Annotated in this window: 12 protein-coding genes; 11 read left to right on the plus strand and 1 reads right to left on the minus strand. The window is 61.2% G+C overall.

Translation table 11 applies throughout. The annotated features are described in order from the left end of the window. The first annotated feature begins 23 nt into the window (after positions 1-23). The 4 genes from ACJO2E_RS05930 (at position 24) to ACJO2E_RS05945 (ending at position 3,467) form a co-directional block, all read left to right on the plus strand. The gene (locus tag ACJO2E_RS05930) at positions 24-1,199 is read left to right on the plus strand and encodes an ADP-ribosylglycohydrolase family protein (RefSeq protein ID WP_406962753.1); all 1,176 of its coding nucleotides are present in this window, start codon (positions 24-26) and stop codon (positions 1,197-1,199) included. Between the two features lie 69 nt (positions 1,200-1,268). Next, entirely contained in the window at positions 1,269-2,024 is a 756-nt protein-coding gene (locus ACJO2E_RS05935) for an amino acid ABC transporter substrate-binding protein (protein WP_406962755.1), read from the plus strand. A gap of 25 nt (positions 2,025-2,049) precedes the next feature. Continuing rightward, positions 2,050-2,724, plus strand: coding sequence for an amino acid ABC transporter permease (locus tag ACJO2E_RS05940; RefSeq protein WP_406962757.1), 675 nt, complete (start codon positions 2,050-2,052; stop codon positions 2,722-2,724). After that, on the plus strand, positions 2,721-3,467 hold the full coding sequence (locus ACJO2E_RS05945; protein ID WP_406962759.1) for an amino acid ABC transporter ATP-binding protein: 747 nt from the start codon (positions 2,721-2,723) through the stop codon (positions 3,465-3,467). The genes ACJO2E_RS05940 and ACJO2E_RS05945 overlap by 4 nt, the downstream gene beginning before the upstream one ends. 28 nt (positions 3,468-3,495) lie before the next feature. Here ACJO2E_RS05945 and ACJO2E_RS05950 read toward each other — a convergent pair whose 3' ends face one another. After that, on the minus strand, positions 3,496-4,344 hold the full coding sequence (locus ACJO2E_RS05950; protein ID WP_406962761.1) for a DUF547 domain-containing protein: 849 nt from the start codon (positions 4,342-4,344) through the stop codon (positions 3,496-3,498). A 185-nt stretch (positions 4,345-4,529) separates the two neighbouring features. Between ACJO2E_RS05950 and ACJO2E_RS05955 the strand changes: the two genes are divergently transcribed. The 7 genes from ACJO2E_RS05955 to ACJO2E_RS05985 all read left to right on the plus strand — a co-directional run bounded on the left by ACJO2E_RS05955 (position 4,530) and on the right by ACJO2E_RS05985 (position 15,960). Next, the gene (locus ACJO2E_RS05955; protein ID WP_406962763.1) at positions 4,530-5,375 is read left to right on the plus strand and encodes a UDP-2,3-diacylglucosamine diphosphatase; all 846 of its coding nucleotides are present in this window, start codon (positions 4,530-4,532) and stop codon (positions 5,373-5,375) included. Positions 5,376-5,646: 271 nt separating this feature from the next. Continuing rightward, a complete protein-coding gene (locus ACJO2E_RS05960; RefSeq protein WP_406962765.1) occupies positions 5,647-7,134 on the plus strand; it encodes a SulP family inorganic anion transporter in 1,488 nt (495 codons plus the stop codon). A 76-nt stretch (positions 7,135-7,210) separates the two neighbouring features. Next, on the plus strand, positions 7,211-8,062 hold the full coding sequence (locus tag ACJO2E_RS05965; protein ID WP_406962812.1) for a universal stress protein: 852 nt from the start codon (positions 7,211-7,213) through the stop codon (positions 8,060-8,062). A gap of 328 nt (positions 8,063-8,390) precedes the next feature. Then, positions 8,391-9,494, plus strand: coding sequence for an efflux RND transporter periplasmic adaptor subunit (locus ACJO2E_RS05970; RefSeq protein ID WP_406962767.1), 1,104 nt, complete (start codon positions 8,391-8,393; stop codon positions 9,492-9,494). Further along, positions 9,494-12,577, plus strand: a complete 3,084-nt coding sequence (locus tag ACJO2E_RS05975; RefSeq protein WP_406962769.1) for an efflux RND transporter permease subunit — start codon at positions 9,494-9,496, stop codon at positions 12,575-12,577. The genes ACJO2E_RS05970 and ACJO2E_RS05975 overlap by 1 nt, the downstream gene beginning before the upstream one ends. Positions 12,578-12,755: 178 nt before the next feature. Further along, positions 12,756-14,954, plus strand: a complete 2,199-nt coding sequence (locus ACJO2E_RS05980; protein ID WP_406962771.1) for a dihydrolipoyl dehydrogenase family protein — start codon at positions 12,756-12,758, stop codon at positions 14,952-14,954. 49 nt (positions 14,955-15,003) lie between these two features. Continuing rightward, positions 15,004-15,960: a radical SAM protein gene (locus tag ACJO2E_RS05985; RefSeq protein WP_406962773.1), complete on the plus strand. Its 957-nt coding sequence runs from the start codon at positions 15,004-15,006 to the stop codon at positions 15,958-15,960. Positions 15,961-16,034 lie beyond the last annotated feature (74 nt).

Below are 16,034 nucleotides of genomic sequence, written 5' to 3' on the forward strand. Positions count from 1 at the left end.
AAAATAACCCATGAGGATTTCCAATGGCCAGCAACCTGTTCATCGAACGAAAACCGGCAGTCATCGCCGCTCTTGCCGGCGGCTGGGTGTCGGATGCGGCCAGCCTCGGTCTGCACTGGCTCTATGACAGTCGGCGTATCCTCGAAGTTGGTGGTCAGTCCCCCGAGTTCCTGCCGCCGAAGGCCGATTATTTCACTGGTGGTTTCGGGTATTTTGCACACGAGGGCAAGCAGCCCGGGGATATCAGCCATTACGGAGCGGCCACCGGGGTGTTGACTGACAGCCTCCTGGCCCGTGAGGGCAGGCTGGATATCCGCGACTATCAGCGGCGCTTCCGGGCGTTTTTCGGCCCTGGTGGCCAGTGGCAGGGTTATATCGACAATCCTACCCGGGTCACTCTGAATAACCTGAACACCATCGAGCAGAAAGCCATTGAGGAGGCCCAGTCGGGCATTTCCGCCGAGCTGACCGAACAGCAGAAACGGATACTGGTGCAGAAGGTCCTGCCCTACACCCGGCGACTGAGCGGTGATCAGTTGGCCGACCCGGTTCGCCAGGCCATCAGCCTGACCTATCAGGAATCCGGGATACAGGAAGCAGGCGTTTACCTCGCCGAAACCATCGACCGGAACCTGTTGCCGGAAAGCGGCGCCGACGACATGCAGCTGCCTGCGGTGTCGAAACTACCGCCACTGGTTGCCTGTTACTGTGGCAGCGACAGGCTGTTGGAGGTTACGGAAGCCGCCGTGCGGGTGACTACTCACAATGATGAAGCGGTGGCCTGGGCAAAATGCGCCGCGACACTTCTGGACCAGCTTTTCCGGGGTAAACCCCTGGCGACAGCCCTGGAAACGGCCAAAGCCGAGACGCCGGATCAGCAAAGCCTGAGCAACGCCCAGTCCGGCCCGTCACTGGATGCCATAAAAGCCGGCGACACCTTCGGCCGCACCTGCTATCTGTATGAGGCCATGCCGGTGATCTTTCACATCCTCACCCATGCCGCGAGCTATACCGAAGCCGTCCGCGCCAACATTCATTGCGGCGGAGATTCCTGTGGCCGGGCCTGGATCATCGGGCCGGCCATGGCGGCTCTGCATGGTGTTGGCGGCGAGTGTGGCATCCCGCTCAGCTGGCTGGCGAGGGTCACCGGTGCTCCTGATATCCTCACCGATATCGAGCGTCTGGTTAACAGCCAATGACAACTATGATTGCCCAATTTTCAGCCACGACTATGCTTCAGGTAGGATCCACGCCGGGAGGAGGTTGTTATGAAAACGCTGTTGATCAACACGTTATTGACGATGGTCCTGCTCACAAGCGCACCTTTGTCTGCACAGGATGATCCGCTGCGAGTCGGAATGTCCGGCCAGTATTTCCCGTTCACCTTTGTAGAGCAGGATGAGCTCAAGGGCTTCGACGTCGATGTCATGGATGCCATTGGTGAGGAAATGGGGCGTGACATTCAATACGAAACCGCCAACTTCTCCGGCCTGTTTGGCATGCTGGAATCCGGGCGCATTGACACCGTTGCTAACCAGATCACCATCACTGAAGAGCGACAGAAAGCGTATATTTTCAGCGACCCTTACGTCTATGACGGGGCCCAGGTGGTGACCAAGAAAGGCAACAACGAGATCAAGGGGGTGGAAGACCTCAAAGGGAAAACCGTTGCCGTGAATCTGGGCTCCAATTTCGAAGCACTGCTGCGAGAGCTGCCCTACGCCGACCAGATCGACATCAAGACCTACGACAGCAATATCGAGCGGGATACCGCCCTGGGGCGCGTCGATGCTTTTGTGATGGACCGGGTCAGCGCCAGCCAGATCATCAAGGACAAGCCCATGCCGCTGGCACTCGCCGGGCCGACTTTCTCACAGATCACCAACGCCTACCCCTTTCGGGACACGGACCAGGGCCGGGCCCTTCGTGACGAGGTGAACCAGGCCCTGGCGGCCCTGCGGGAGGATGGCACCCTCAAGGCGATCTCCGAGCGATGGTTCGGCACCGATATCACCCGGCCCTGAGGGGCGCACCTAGGCGGCTTTCACTATGGACGTCCTGAACGTCGAGTACATGATCGGGCTGATACCCATCCTGTTGCGGTACCTGCCCCTGACACTGGAGCTTGCCGGCGTGGGCATGGTGCTGGCCCTCATCCTGGCGTGCCTGTTCGCGGTTGTCCGGGTGTTGCGTATTCCCGTGCTCAACCAGTTGACCATCCTGTTCATTTCGTTTTTCCGCGGTACGCCGCTGCTGGTGCAGCTGTTTCTGTTCTATTACGGCCTGCCGCAGCTAGTCAGCGCGTTGACGGTGATTGACGGCATTACGGCGACCATCATGGGCCTGACCATGCACTTCTCCGCCTATATGGCGGAGTCCATCCGGGCGGCCATCATCGGGGTGGATCGCAGTCAGACCGAAGCGGCGCTGTCCATCGGCATGACCAACGGCCAACTGATGCGGCGGATCGTCCTGCCCCAGGCCACCCGGGTGGCGCTGCCCACGTTGATGAACTACTTCATCGACATGATCAAGGCCACCTCCCTGGCCTTTACCCTGGGGGTGACGGAACTGATGGGGGCGACCCAGAAGGAGGCGTCCGGCAGCTTCCTGTACTTCGAGGCCTTCATCGTCGCGGCCATCATGTACTGGATCGTGGTGGAGCTGCTGTCCAAGCTCCAGCACTACCTGGAAATTCGCCTGAACCGGGCCTATAGCCGATGATCAGACTGGACTCACTCAGCAAGCACTTTGGCAAGACGGTGGTCCTCGACGGGATTGACCTGACAATTGAGAAGGGCGAAATCGTCGTCATCATCGGTCCCTCGGGCACCGGGAAATCCACCCTGCTGCGCTGCGTCAACTTCCTGGAGCAACCTACCTCAGGCACCATGACCGTGGGTGACCTGACGGTGGATGTGAACCGGGCCAGCCGGGCGGATATCCTCTCCATGCGCCGGCGAACCGCGTTTGTGTTCCAGAACTATGCCCTGTTCGCCAATAAGACGGCATTACAGAACATCGCCGAACGCCTGCTGGTGGTGGACCGATGGCCGAAAGAAAAGGCCCATCGGCGGGCCCGGGAGATCCTGGAACAGATTGGCCTGGCCGACAAGGCGGATGCCTACCCGGCGTCCATGTCCGGTGGCCAGCAGCAACGGGTGGGTATTGGCCGGGCCATGGCCGCCGGTGCCGAGGTGATCCTGTTTGACGAACCCACCTCGTCCCTCGACCCGGAGTGGGTGGAAGAAGTGCTGGGATTGATGAAAAAGCTGGCCGCCGAACGCCAGACCATGATGGTGGTCACCCATGAAATGTCGTTTGCCCGGGACGTAGCCGACCGGGTGATCTTCATTGATGGCGGGCGGATCGTGGAGCAGGGGCCGCCCAGCGAGATCTTCTATCACCCCCAGGATCCCAGGACAAAGGACTTCCTGAAGAAAATCCTGGCCACCAATCCTGTGTGAATCCGGGGATTGGATCGATCAGGGCCGGTTATTGCGACAACTCCGGAAAGTTGTCGGGCTGGTTCAGGGCCCAGTCATAGTCGATGTAATCAATGGCATTGGTCTGGTTCGCCCGGGCGCCGACGTCGGTGTCCGCCCACTGCCGGATAAAGCTCCTGACCGAGCCGGCTTCCTCCCCGAAATCCATACGGTACCAGTCGAAGATGGCGCTGACCCTCAGGGTTCTGCCGTCTATGGTCAGGTGTCGGGGGGTATTCAGGGCCAGGCGGGTGTTCTCCGTCAGCAGGGTTTCCAGGTTATCCCCGGTGTAGATGGTCTTCCGCAGGGGCGGACAGCCCACTGCAGCACAGTTGACGGCGAAATGCACCCGGGCATCCATCCAGCCTCTTTGCTGGTAGTCCTCACCCAGCAGGATGTCCTTTTCCATCTGGTCGAGGCTGTAGTCCTGGCCGCCGATGGTGAACAGGGGGCGCTGGAAGATATTGTCCCGGAATGGGTTTCGCCGACCGCCGTAGTCCCACACCGACGACACCAGCTCACCGTCGGGCCGCTCCGTGAGGATCTGGTGGATCATGAAAAAGTTATAGGCGTTAATCCAGAAGGCCACCGACCGGGCCTTGCCCTCCAGGCCTGCGGGGTCGAAGGCCGCCAGCGCGTCCGCCTGTTGGCCCAGCAGCGTTTGGGTGTCTTCCTGCTGCAGGGCTTTTTCGTAATCGAACGCGGAGACAAGGCCGTCGCCGGGCAGTTCCTGTTCGGTCAGGTGCCTCTCGAGCAGGGTCTGATAGGGCTGGAAGAGTGAGGCATTGTCCGTGGCCAGAGCGAGGGCGGGGGCCGCCAGCAACAGAAGGCCGAGGATGGTGGTTCGCAGGCGTGGCATCAGATTCCCCTTCTTCCTGTAATGACTATTCCGTCAGACACCTGAAATCGCCGTTTGTTACACCCGGCCCGGATTCCCCAAAGCCCTGTGGAGCAATCTTCACAGGACTGACCATGAAGTGTCACCGACACGTCATGTGTGCTTGTCACGTTGTGTCATGACAAGGGTAACCGTCAGGGGCAGACATGCCACACTATCGCAGCGTTTTCATTTCCGACGTTCACCTGGGGACTCCGGACTGCCAGGCAGACTACCTGCTGGACTTCCTGGACAACGTCCATTGCGACACCCTGTACCTGGTGGGCGATATCGTGGACCTGATCGCCATGCAGCGGCGGGTGCACTTCACCAAATCCCACGAAGCGGTGGTGCACCGCCTGCTGGCCATGGCCGCCAACGGCACGCGGGTGGTGTACGTGCCCGGTAACCACGATGAGTTCATGCGGCGCTTCTGCGGTCAGACCATCAGTGGCGTGGAACTGCACCAGAAGATCATCCACACCACCGCCGATGGCCGACGGTTCATGGTGTGCCACGGTGATCAGTTTGACCAGGTGGTGCGCTGCAGCCCGCTGATGCTGCTGGTGGGGGACCGGGCCCACGGCCTGCTGCTGCGGCTTAACCGCTGGTTCAATGCCTGGCGCCGTCTGCAGGGCAAGCCCTACTGGTCGCTGGCGGCCTGGCTGAAAGGTCGTATCGGCAAGGCGCGGACCTTTATCCGCCGCTTCGAGCTGGCGGCGCTGACCGCCGCCGAGAAGGGCAACTACGACGGCTTCATCTGCGGCCATATCCACTCCGCCGGATTCCTGCGCAGCCAGGAAGGACTCTACTGCAACGACGGCGACTGGGTGGAGCACTGCACCGCGCTGGTGGAAAATGCGGACGGCAAACTGGAACTGCTGCACTGGTCCGAGCAGCCATCGATTATTGCCACCGAACCATCGGCGCCGGCCCCGGAAGTGAGTGGCGACCGTCGCCCGGTGATCGACATCCTGCCGGCTGCGTTTCTGGAGCAGGTGAACCGGATCTAGGAGTCTGCCGGTTACTTTTCGAGCGGGCTTCTGGTAAGCTTCGCGCCCCCGATATGTCAGGCACCTGACATCCATCAACCGAACAGTACGCTGCCCATCGTGACGATCACTCCGCCCTAGTATTCCGGCTCTCCCCTAGTCGGCCTGTTTTCGACATGCTGCCTTCCCGATCTACCGGCCTGGTCCAGGCGGGTCATGGGGAGCTGTCTGTCATGTTCACGCTGCGCGGCCAGCGTCCCAAGATGTCTGAAACCCATGGAACCCCGTTGTTATGGTGAAAACCCTCAAAGCCAACTGGCTGTCCAATATTCGTGGTGACCTGCTCTCCGGTATCGTTGTGGCCCTGGCCCTGATTCCGGAAGCCATCGCCTTTTCCATTATTGCCGGCGTTGACCCGAAGGTCGGCCTCTATGCCTCGTTCTGTATTGCCGTGGTGATCGCCTTTGTCGGTGGCCGTCCCGGCATGATCTCCGCCGCCACCGGTGCCATGGCATTGCTGATGGTGACCCTGGTGAAGGAGCACGGACTGGAATACCTGCTGGCGGCCACCCTGCTGACCGGGGTGCTGCAGATCGGTGCCGGTTACCTGAAACTGGGCGGCCTGATGCGGTTTGTGTCCCGCTCGGTGGTCACCGGTTTCGTCAATGCCCTGGCGATACTGATCTTCATGGCCCAGCTACCGGAGCTGACCAATGTCACCTGGCATGTCTATGCCATGACGGCGGCGGGCCTGGGCATCATCTACCTGTTCCCCTACCTGCCGGTGGTGGGTAAGCTGATTCCATCGCCTCTGGTGTGCATTGTGGTGCTGACCGGGGTGGCCATGTGGTACGGCATGGATATCCGCACCGTGGGGGATATGGGCGAACTGCCGGATACCCTGCCGGTGTTCCTGTGGCCGGATGTGCCGCTAACCCTGGAGACGCTGATGATCATCCTGCCCTATTCCGTGGGCCTGGCGGTCGTTGGCCTGCTGGAGTCGATGATGACCGCCACCATTGTGGACGACCTGACTGATACCACCTCCGACCGCAACCGGGAGTGCCGGGGACAGGGCATTGCCAATATCGGTTCAGGGCTGCTTGGGGGCATGGCGGGTTGCGCCATGATTGGCCAGTCCATCATCAATATCAAGTCCGGCGGCCGTACACGGCTATCCACCCTCACAGCGGGGGTTTTCCTGCTGATCATGGTGCTGGTGCTGGACCAGTGGCTGGTGCAGATTCCCATGGCCGCGCTGGTGGCAGTGATGATCATGGTGTCCATCGGTACCTTCAGCTGGGGTTCCATCAAGAACCTCAAGGACCATCCGCTGTCCACCAATATCGTGATGGTGGTGACCGTGGTCGTGGTGGTGGCCACCCACAACCTGGCCTTCGGTGTGCTGGCCGGGGTGCTGCTGGCGGCCCTGTTCTTCGCCAACAAGGTGGGGCACTACATGCTGGTCACATCCGAGTACGATGAAACGTCTGATACCCGTACCTACAACGTGGTGGGCCAGGTATTCTTCAGTTCCTCGGAAAAGTTCACCGAATCCTTTGACTTCAAGGAAGCACTGGATAAGGTGATCATTGACCTGAGCCGGGCCCATTTCTGGGATATCACCGCCGTGGCGGCCCTGGACAAGGCGGTCATCAAGTTCCGCCGTGAAGGCGCCGAGGTAGAGGTGATTGGCCTGAACGAGGCCAGCGCCACCATCGTTGACCGTTTCGGGGTGCATGACAAGCCGGACGCCGTCGACCAGTTGATGGGGCACTGATATGACAGAGAACACGCAAAGCCATAGCGATCGCGGTCAGAATAACAACCATAATGACAATCAGAGCGAGAATGCCATGCTACGAGTCGTTGCCTGTATCGATGGTTCCCGGGCCGCTCCGGCGGTCTGTGACTATGCTGCCTGGGCCGGTCGGCATATGGGGGTTCCCCTCATGCTGCTTCATGTGCTCGACGAGGAGCGCTACCCGGTAGCCCCGGACCTGGCCGGCAATATCGGCCTCGGCAGTCGGGAACACCTGCTGGAGGAGCTGGCGGACCTGGATCAGCAGCGCAGCAAGGTTGCCCTGGAGCAGGGCCACCACCTGCTGGAGCAGGCGGAACGGCGGGTGATGGACACGGGTGCCGCCGATGTCATCAAGCGTCAGCGCCACGGGGACCTGACCGAATCCCTGTTGACCCTGGAAAGTCAGACCCGGTTGCTGGTCATGGGGCTGCACGGCGAGAGCAGTTCCGACCGTGACCTGCACATCGGCAGCCAGCTGGAAACCGTGATCCGCAGCCTGCATCGTCCTATCCTGCTGGTGCCGGACGAGTTTACGCCGCCGAAGAGTGCGATGCTGGCGTTCGATGGCAGCAAGACCGCCTTCCGCAGCGTTGAACTGCTGGCGGGCAGTCCGGTTCTCAAGGGCATGCCGCTTCATATCGTGATGATCGGACCGGAAACCGGTGACCGCTGGGAGCAACTGAAACAGGCGGAAGCCATGCTGTCGGACCTGGGCGGGGAGATTACCCTGGCCATCCGCGCTGGCGATGTGGAACCCGCACTCCACCACTATCAGGCGGAGCACGATATCGACATGCTGGTGATGGGTGCCTATGGCCATTCCCGCATCAGGCAGTTCCTGGTGGGCAGCACCACGACCACCATGCTGAAGACGGCGGAGAAGCCGCTGGTCATCCTCCGGTAGCAAATGATATGGCAGTCTGGGAGCCTGCGCGGTAGAAAGTTGCACCGCTGCGACCGCCCCACATTGGTCCCTTTTGAGCGCTCATTTTCGTTACATAGAACCACTTTGCGCCTCAAATGACCGTCAAAATGGCCTCAATGTGGGATGCTCTCGCCTGGCGCGATTTCTACCGCGCAGACTCCAGGGGCGGGTAACTGGGCAAGGCACTGGTTTGCTTGCTTTTATAATGAAATAATCATCGTTAGTTTATTGCCTCAATTACGGTATCGGTCTTGTTGCATGTCCGCATGATCCCAGGGCCGGGTTTTCTGATCAGGATGTCTAACCTATGCGCACCTTTGTCCGTTTTCTGATTGTCATTGTCCTTCTGGGTCTTATCCTGGGTGGCATTTTCGGCTACAAGTTCTACCAGTTCGGCCAGATGAAGGAGATGATGTCCCAGCCCCAGCCGCCGACACCGGTGAGCGCCACGAACGTCGCCCTGGAGCAGTGGACACCCGCCATCAAGTCCGTGGGGAGTGTCGAGGCAGTCAACGGTATCCGGGTGGCCAATGAGGTGCCCGGCGTCATTGAGGAAATCGGGTTTGAATCCGGTGATACCGTTGAGCAGGGAGACATCCTGATCCGTCTGGATTCCCAGATCGACGAAGCTGCCCTGCGAACCCGTCGTGCCGAGGCCCAACTGGCGGCCCAGGAGTTCAAGCGCATTGAAAACCTGCTGCCCCGCCGTGCCGTGTCCCAGTCCCAGTACGATGAAGCCAAGGCCAACTATGACGCTGCCCGTGCCCGGGTCAACGAGGCCGAGGCCCAGCTCAACAAAAAGGTGATCCGCGCGCCCTTCGACGGCACCCTGGGCCTGCGGCTTGTGGACCAGGGGGAGTACGTCCCCACCGGCACGCCGATTGTCGAGATCAATATGCTCGATCCCATCTACCTGGACTACACCCTGTCGGAGCGCAACCTGCCCAGCGTTGACCGTGGTTACGAGGTTCGGGCGACCGTCGCCGCCGTGCCGGGGGAAACCTTTACCGGGGAGGTCAGCGCCATCAATACCTCGGTGAATCCTGAAACCCGCACCGTGCGTATCCGGGCCACCCTCGCCAACCCCGATGGCAAGCTTCGCCCGGGCATGTTTGCCACGGTGATGACGCGCCAGCCGGAAGATCGGCCGGTGCTGACCCTGCCCCGCACTGCGGTGTCCTACAACACCTACGGTGACTATGTGTTCCTGATTGGTGAGAACGACGACGGCCAGCTCACGGTCAACCGTCGTTCCGTACAGACTGGTGAGGTCCGGGACGAACGCGTCGCTATTGAGAAGGGGCTTGAGGAAGGTGACCAGGTGGTCGCCAAGGGCCTGTTGCGACTACGGGCGGGCCAGTCGATCGAGATCCAGCAGGATGATGAGCAGCCGGCGGAGGCGTCCGAGTAATGCGCTTTACTGACGTTTTTGTCCACCGGCCGGTGCTGGCCACGGTGGTCAGCCTGTTGATCCTGCTGCTTGGGGCCCGTGCCGCCCTGGAGATGGAAATCCGGGAGTACCCACAGCTTGAAAGCACCACGGTAACCGTGACCACGGCCTACCCGGGTGCCAGCTCCGAGCTGGTGAAGGGCTTTATCACCACGCCATTGCAGCAGGCCATGGCCGAGGCCAGTGGTATCGACTACCTGACCTCCACCAGCTCCCAGGGCCAGTCCACCATCAATGCCAAGATGGAGCTGAACTACGACGCCAACGCCGCCCTGGCGGAAATCCAGGCCAAGGTGGCCAGCCAGCGTAACGTGCTGCCGGCGGATGCCCAGGACCCGGTTATCACCTCCGAGACCGGGGACTCCACGGCACTGATGTATATCGCCTTCTACAGTAACGACCTGGACGTACCCCAGATCACCGATTACCTGACCCGGGTGGTGCAGCCCAAGCTGCAGGCCCTGGCCGGCGTCGGCAAGGCGGACCTGCTGGGGCGCACCTTTGCCCTGCGGGCATGGCTGGACCCGGAGCGCCTGGCGGCGGTGGACATGACGCCCCAGGAAGTGGTCAGCGTGCTGTTGCGCAACAACTACCAGGCGGCCGTGGGTAACACCGAAGGCAAGTACACCAAGATCAGCCTGACCAGCGACACCGACGTATCGGACCTGGACCAGTTCCGGGACCTGGTGGTGAAGGAGGCCAATGGTTCCATTATCCGCCTGCGGGACATCGCCAGTGTGGAGCTGGGCTCCCAGAGCTACGACCACCTGGCCATGTACAAGGGCCAGCCGGCCACCTACGTGGCCATCGAGATGTCCCCCGGCGCCAACCCGCTGACCGTGGCCGGGCTGGTGAAGGCGGCGCTGCCGGACATCGAGGAACAACTCCCCTCCGGCCTGGACGTGCGCCTGGCCTACGATGCCTCCGAGTTTATCGACGACTCCATCAACGAGGTGATCAAGACCCTGCTGGAAGCCCTGGTGATCGTGCTGGTGGTGGTATTCCTGTGCCTGGGGTCGCTGCGTGCCGCGGTGGTGCCGTCGGTGGCGGTGCCCCTGTCGCTGGTGGGCGGGGCCTTTATCATGCTGATGATGGGCTTCTCCCTGAACCTGCTGACGCTGCTGTCGATGGTGTTGGCCATCGGCCTGGTGGTGGATGATGCCATCATCATGGTGGAGAACGTCCACCGCCACATCGAGCAGGGTGAGACCAGATTCCATGCGGCCCTCCATGGCGCCAGGGAAATGGCGATCCCCATCATTGCCATGACCACCACCCTGGTGGCGGTCTACGCGCCCATTGGCTTTATGGGCGGCCTGACCGGCTCGCTGTTTATCGAGTTCGCCTTTACGCTGGCGGGCACCGTGGTGATTTCGGGCATTGTCGCCCTCACCCTGTCGCCGGTGCTGTCCGGGGCCATCCTCAAGCCCCATGGTAATCCCAGCCGCTTCGAGCAGTTCGTGGAGAAGACGTTCAACGGGCTGGCCAATGCTTACAAGCGTGCGCTGGCCTCGCTGATGTCCACCATCTCGGTGGTGATCTTCTTCGCCTTCATGATCTTTGCCTCCATCTTCTTCATGGTCATGCTCAGCCAGAGCGAGCTGGCGCCGGAAGAGGACCAGGGTATCCTGTTTTATCAGGGCAAAGGGCCGCAGACGTCAACCCTGGAATACCTTCAGGAAGAGGGCAGTGAAGTGCAGCAGCGCATGACCACGGTGGACGGTTACCAGGAGGATTTCATGATCCTCGGTATCACTGGCCCCAACGAGGTCTTTGGCGGCTTCAAGATGGCGCCCTGGAGCGAACGGACGGTCACCCAGTTCGATATCCAGCCGAAGCTGAATGCCGAGCTGAACAAGGTCACCGGCCTGCAGACAGCGGTCTTCGCCCCGTCGTCCCTGCCGGGTTCCAGCGGTCTGCCGTTCCAGTTCGTGATCACCACCGGTGGCGACTACGAGCAGCTCAACGAGATCGCCAGCGAGTTGCAGGGCCGCGCCATGCAGAGTGGCAACTTCATGTTCCTGCAGAAGTCCATCGCCTTCGACAAGCCGGTGGTCCAGATCCAGGTGGACCGGGACCGGGTGGCGGACCTGGGCCTGTCCATGCAGGATGTGGGGCAGGCCATGTCCAGCATGCTTGGTGGCGGCTACATCAACCGCTTCAGTATGGAAGGCCGCTCCTACCAGGTGATTCCGCAGGTGCAGCAGGACTTCCGCATCAGCGAGGCGGCCCTGAACGACTACTACATCCGCTCGGATACCGGGGACCTGGTACCCCTGGGCAGCGTGGTCAGTTTCCAGGAAGGGGTGGAGCCGTCCCAGCGGACCCAGTTCAACCAGCTCAACTCTATCACCCTGCAGGGCGTGGTCATGCCGGGTGTGGCCATGGGGGCCGCCATGGACTGGATGGAGCAGAACGCCAGCGAGATCTTCCCCCAGGGCTTCAGTTCCGATTACATGGGGCAGACGCGGCAACTGTCCACCGAGGGCAGTGCCCTGGCCATTACCATGGCCCTGTCGCTGCTGGTGATCTACCTGGTGCTGGCGGCCCAGTTCGAGAGCTGGCGTGACCCGCTGATCATCCTGGTGTCTGTGCCTCTGTCGGTGGCTGGTGCCATGGCGTTTATCGTACTGGGCTTCGCCACCATCAACATCTACACCCAGGTGGGGTTGATCACCCTGATCGGCGTGGTCGCGAAGAACGGCATACTGATCGTGGAATTCGCCAACCAGTTGCAGATCGACCGCAAGCTGGACAAGCGCCAGGCGGTGCTGGAAGCGGCGGCCATCCGGCTGAGGCCGATCATCATGACGTCGCTGGCGCTGATCTTCGCCATGGTGCCGCTGCTGGTCGCCATCGGCCCGGGCGCCCAGAGCCGCTTCGCCATCGGCCTGACCATCGTGGCGGGCCTGGGCATCGGCACCTTCTTCACGGTCTTCATCCTGCCGGCGTTCTATATCCTGCTGGCCCGTGACCACAATGCGGGTAAGCCGGACGACGATGAAGGTGAAGAGGCAGAGAGCGACGGCATAGGCATAACGTGATGTCGTCAGAAAAGGGGGCTCAGGCCCCCTTTTTTGTGATACTCACGACGCCCCCTGACCGGATGCAATTGCGACTTTCCCGTTATTATTTTGTGAGGTCTGCAAGCTAGTCTGTAATGGATGGCGGAATGCGGTGTCTGAGTAACACCTTTATATGTCAAAACGGAACCGATAGACGATGTCCAAACCGAAACTGATCCTGCTGGCGATTATCGTGGTCCTGGTGGCGGCTTTCCTGCTGCTTGGCGGGCCGGAGCTGCTGACGCTGGAGAACCTGCAACGCCACCAGACGTCCCTAGACCAGTGGATATCCGGCCATCTGCTGCTGGCGGTTTCGGTTTATGTGCTGATCTATGTGGTTGCCGCTGCCCTGTCGCTGCCTGGGGCAGCGGTGCTGACACTAGCCGCCGGCGCCTTCTTTGGCAATGTGGTGGGGCTGCTGGCGGTTTCCGTGGCTTCCACCATCGGGGCCTCCCTGGCGTTTCTGGTTGCCCGTTTTGTGCTTCGCGATACGTTGAAGAAGAAGTATGCGAATACTATCAAACGCATCGATGAAGGCATCGATAGAGATGGGGTGTTCTACTTGGCGTCAATGCGTTTGGTGCCCGCCTTCCCTTTCTTTCTGATTAATTTGGCCATGGGCCTCAGCAGTATGAAGCTTCGCACCTACGCACTGGTGAGCTGGGTAGCCATGCTGCCGGGTACCTTTGTGTTCGTGAATGCCGGCACCCAGTTGGCTCAGATCGAAAGCATGGGGGATATTGTGTCCGCCGACCTGTTGCTGTCCTTTGCGCTGCTGGGGCTGTTCCCGCTGATCGCCAAGGTCGTGGTGGACATTATCCGCCGTCGACGCGCCTATCGGGGGTTCACCAAACCTGAGCGCTTCGACTACAACCTGCTGGTGATCGGCGGCGGTTCTGCCGGCCTGGTATCCGCCTATATCGGTGCGGCGGTGAAGGCCAGGGTTGCCCTGATCGAGCGGGACCGGATGGGGGGTGACTGCCTCAACACCGGCTGCGTGCCGTCCAAGGCGCTGATCCGTAGTGCCCGGGCGGCGGACACCCTGCGCCATGCGGACCGCTACGGGCTGGACTCGGTGCCGGTGTCCGGCTCTTTCACCAGTATCATGGCTCGGGTCAAGCGGGTGATCCGCAAGATCGAGCCCCATGATTCGGTGGAGCGCTATCAGAGTATCGGGGTGGACTGCATTGCCGGCAGCGCCGCCTTCGTGTCCCCCTGGGAAGTGGACGTTACCCACAATGACGGTCGCCGGGAGCGACTCAGCGCCCGCAGCATTGTGGTGGCTACTGGCGGCAAGCCCTTTTTGCCGCCGATTCCGGGGCTGGATGCCATGGCGCCGCTCACCTCCGAGAACCTGTGGGATCTGGAGGAGCAGCCGCAACACCTGCTGGTGATGGGTGGCGGGCCCATCGGCTGCGAGTTGTCACAGGCGTTTGCCCGGCTGGGCGTGACCGTTACCCAGGTGGAGGCCATGAACCGGTTGCTGATGAAGGAAGACCCGGAGGTGGCGGAACTGGTGGCGGACAGCCTGCGCCTTGACGGTATCGATCTGCGGCTGGGGCACAAGGTTGTGGAGTTCACCGAGGAAGACGGTGAACGGGTGGCCGTCTGCGAGCGTAACGGCGAACCGGTGCGGATCCCCTTTGACCGGGTGCTGGTGGCGGTGGGACGCGCTGGCAATACCGAGGGACTGAACCTGGAGGCCCTGGGTATCGAGCCCCGTCGCAATGGCACCGTGCCGGTGGAAGAGGATATGTCCGTGGGCTTCCCCAATGTCTTTGCCTGCGGCGATGTGGCCGGCCCCTATCAGTTTACCCATGCGGCAGCCCACCAGGCCTGGTACGCGGCGGTGAATGGACTGTTTGGTCAGTTCAGACGCTTCCGGGTGGATTACCGGGTGTTGCCGTGGGTGACCTTTACCGCGCCGGAAGTGGCCCGCGTGGGCCTGAGCGAGGAGGAAGCGCAGCAGCAGGGTGTCCATTACGAAGTGACCCGCTACGGGCTGGATGACCTGGACCGGGCCATCGCCGAGGACGAAGACCACGGCTTTATCAAAGTGCTGACGGCACCGGGCAAGGATCGCATCCTGGGTGCCGTAGTGGTTGGCACCCACGCCGCTGAGATCCTGGCGGAGTTCACCCTGGCCATGAAGCATGGCATCGGGCTCAACAAGATCCTGGGGACCATCCACCCCTATCCCACCTGGAACGAATCCGCCAAATTTGCCGCCGGCCAGTGGAAACAGGCCCATGCCCCGGAAGGCGTGCTGGGCTGGCTGGCGAAGTTCCACCGGTGGCGGCTGGGGGCTGGTCGATCCGCTGACCGCGTCCGTAAACAGGATGAATCTGTAACATAAGCCGGATTCCCGTGTCCGAGGAGTCATAACAGGCAAGAGTGGAGCACCTATGCCCCTGACCGCAGAGAGAATCATACCTACGACTGAAGTGCTGGAGCCCCGTGCCCGGGACAGTTGGACCCATACCCGGGCGGGGGAGCCCCGTGGCTACATCGACTCCGACCGCCTGAAGGAGTTGTGGATTCACACCGGTACCGCCTGCAACCTGTCCTGCCCTTTCTGTCTGGAAGGCTCCCACCCCGGCGATGGCCGCATCCCGGGGATGACGTTGAGCGATGTAAAGCCATTTATCCACGAGGCCCTGGATATGGGCGTGGAGCAGTTCTCCTTCACTGGCGGCGAACCCTTCGTGATCCGGGATTTCGTCAATATCCTGGACTACGCCAGCCAGCACCGCCCCTGTTTCGTACTGACCAATGCCACCGACCCCCTGCTGAAGCGCCGGCACCAGGTGCTGCCGCTACTGGATAATCCCTACCCGATCCATTTCCGGGTCAGTCTGGACTACCCGGATGCGGCCCGTCATGACGTGGATAGGGGGGATGGCAGTTTCGACAAGGCCCTAGAGGGAATCCGCTGGCTGGTGGACCAGGGCTTCAAGGTGTCTATTGCCCGCCAGACAGATAACCAGGAAGAGCCCGGGCAGATAGAGGACGCCTTCCGGTCGATTTTCCGCGACTGGGGCATTCCCGACACCCTGGCCTTTACCGCCTTCCCGGACCTGGGCACCCCGGGCTCCGATGACGGCAGCCCCGAGATCACTGAAACCTGCATGGAAAAGTACCCGACCCGTGAGAGCCGGTCCCACTTCATGTGTACCTATACCCGCATGCTGGTGAAGAAAAACGACCAGGTCCGGGTCTATGCCTGCACGCTGGTGGATGATGACCCGGAATACGACCTGGGCGGCACCCTGGCGGAAAGCATGGATGAGCGCATCATGCTGCGGCATCATCGGTGCTTTGCCTGCTATCGCTTTGGTGCGAGTTGTAGTGCGCCGGAATAGCAGCAACAAGGCGCCGCCCCCACAACAACCAGGCCAGTGACACCCGCCAACAACAGAGGAAGAGGAAAAAAAGG

It is taken from the genome of Marinobacter shunpengi (assembly GCF_045449695.1).
Lineage (GTDB): Bacteria > Pseudomonadota > Gammaproteobacteria > Pseudomonadales > Oleiphilaceae > Marinobacter.

Excerpts from the sequence above, each read along its gene's own strand:
- ACJO2E_RS05930 (WP_406962753.1), top strand. The coding sequence starts at position 24 with ATGGCCAGCAACCTGTTCATCGAACGAAAACCGGCAGTCATCGCCGCT.
- ACJO2E_RS05935 (WP_406962755.1), top strand. The coding sequence starts at position 1,269 with ATGAAAACGCTGTTGATCAACACGTTATTGACGATGGTCCTGCTCACA.
- ACJO2E_RS05940 (WP_406962757.1), top strand. The coding sequence starts at position 2,050 with ATGGACGTCCTGAACGTCGAGTACATGATCGGGCTGATACCCATCCTG.
- ACJO2E_RS05945 (WP_406962759.1), top strand. The coding sequence starts at position 2,721 with ATGATCAGACTGGACTCACTCAGCAAGCACTTTGGCAAGACGGTGGTC.
- ACJO2E_RS05950 (WP_406962761.1), bottom strand. The coding sequence starts at position 4,344 with ATGCCACGCCTGCGAACCACCATCCTCGGCCTTCTGTTGCTGGCGGCC.
- ACJO2E_RS05955 (WP_406962763.1), top strand. The coding sequence starts at position 4,530 with ATGCCACACTATCGCAGCGTTTTCATTTCCGACGTTCACCTGGGGACT.
- ACJO2E_RS05960 (WP_406962765.1), top strand. The coding sequence starts at position 5,647 with ATGGTGAAAACCCTCAAAGCCAACTGGCTGTCCAATATTCGTGGTGAC.
- ACJO2E_RS05965 (WP_406962812.1), top strand. The coding sequence starts at position 7,211 with ATGCTACGAGTCGTTGCCTGTATCGATGGTTCCCGGGCCGCTCCGGCG.
- ACJO2E_RS05970 (WP_406962767.1), top strand. The coding sequence starts at position 8,391 with ATGCGCACCTTTGTCCGTTTTCTGATTGTCATTGTCCTTCTGGGTCTT.
- ACJO2E_RS05975 (WP_406962769.1), top strand. The coding sequence starts at position 9,494 with ATGCGCTTTACTGACGTTTTTGTCCACCGGCCGGTGCTGGCCACGGTG.
- ACJO2E_RS05980 (WP_406962771.1), top strand. The coding sequence starts at position 12,756 with ATGTCCAAACCGAAACTGATCCTGCTGGCGATTATCGTGGTCCTGGTG.
- ACJO2E_RS05985 (WP_406962773.1), top strand. The coding sequence starts at position 15,004 with ATGCCCCTGACCGCAGAGAGAATCATACCTACGACTGAAGTGCTGGAG.